At 78.7% G+C, this 1,645-nt stretch carries 1 protein-coding gene; it reads right to left on the reverse strand.

The features are described 5' to 3' along the window. Positions 1-1,645: acyltransferase domain-containing protein (locus ABZ914_RS51040; protein WP_500201773.1), on the reverse strand; the 1,645-nt coding region annotated here is incomplete at both ends.

Here is a 1,645-nt window from a genome sequence, read left to right on the forward strand (position 1 = left end):
GCCAGGCGCCCGGGGTGCGCGGCGCGGCCCGTCCGGGGACGGCGGCCGGGCGGCGGTCCACGGCGAAGGCCCGCACCCACGGGCCCACGCCCGGCGGGACGATCTTCGCGGCGGCGGCCTCGGTGTCCTCCGCTCCGGCGCCGCCGGTCGCGACCAGCTCCTGCAGCGTCTCGGCGACCTGGCCGAGCGTCGCGGTCGCGTACCCGGTCGGGGCGGCGGTCTCGGCGAGGTCGAGGGTCCGCATCGCCTCGCCGACCAGCTCCGACACCACGATCGAGCTGAGGTGCAGGTCGTCGAGGAACTTGCTGTCGGCCTGGACGGCCTCCAGCGGGAACTCGGCGCGGCGCGCGACCAGCGTGCGCATCAGCATCAGCGGGTCGCCGGCGTCCACCTCGCCGGGGACGTCACCGCCGGGCGCGCCGCCCCCGGACGTGGCGGCCCGCGCGGACGCGTCGGCGAGCAGCGCCGCGTCCACCTCCGGGACGATCTCGCAGAAGTTCGCGATGAAGGCCGGCTCGGCGTCCGGGTCGAACGGGCGGATCAGCCGGTCGGCGAACAGGTCGGCGACGCGGACGCCGGCGCCCGCGGCGAACGCGGCGCCGAGCGCGGCGAGCAGCCCGCCGAGCGAGTCCTCGTCGGTGCGGGTCGCGACGGCCGGGACGCCGGTGATCTCGCGGGCCAGATGGGTGAGGACCTGCCCGGGCCCGACCTCGATCAGCAGGTCCGCGTCGCCGGCCGCGGCCGCGAGCGCCTCGGCGAACAGCACCGGCGCGGTGATCTGCTCGCGCAGCAGCGCGCGCAACTCGTCCGGCGCCATCGCGGCGGAAAGCGGCGCGCCGGTCACGGTCGAGAACACCTGGCGGCGCGGACCGGCGAGGGGCTCCTCGCCGAGCCGTCCGGCGAACGCGTCGGCGGCGGGCGCGACCAGCGGCGAGTGGAACGCGTGCGACACCGGCAGCCGGACGGCCTGGAGCCCGGCCCGGGTCGCGCGGCCGATCACCGCCAGCAGCCCGTCGGACGGCCCCGACACCACCGTCTGCCTCGGCCCGTTGTGGCCCGCGATGACGACGCCGTCGTCCTGCTCGGCGAGCAGCGCGGCGACGGTCTCCGCGCCGGCGGACACGCCCGCCATCGAACCGCCGTCCTCGGCCAGCTCGCTCATCGTCGCGCCGCGCGCCGCCGCGATCCGCAGCAGCGCGTCCTCGTCGAGGGCGTCCGCCCAGTGCAGCGCGGTGATCTCGCCGAGGCTGTGCCCGACGGCCGCCTGCGCCTGAACGCCGAGCCCCGTCAGCACCCGCAGCCCCGCCGCCGACGCGGTCGCGATGCGCGGCTGCGCCACCGCCGTCTCCACCTGGTCGGCGCCGGCCGGCAGCGCGGCCGCCTCGTACAGCTCGTCGACCGTGTCGAAGCGGCGGCGCAGCGCCCCGCCGTCCGACCGGGTGCCCGACCCCTGGCCGGGGAACAGGAACACGATGCGCGGCAGCCCGCCCGGCCCGCCGACGAACACGCCGGCCGCCGGGTCGATGTGCCGCTCGGTCCCCTCGGCGGCGAGCTCGGCGACGCGGCGCAGCGCGTCCGCGAGCTGTGCCGGGGCGCTCGCGACGACCGCGGCCCGCCACGGCCGCCGGTCCAGCCGCCCGGCCAG

The sequence above is a fragment of the Spirillospora sp. NPDC046719 genome (assembly GCF_040645715.1).
Lineage (GTDB): Bacteria > Actinomycetota > Actinomycetes > Streptosporangiales > Streptosporangiaceae > Spirillospora.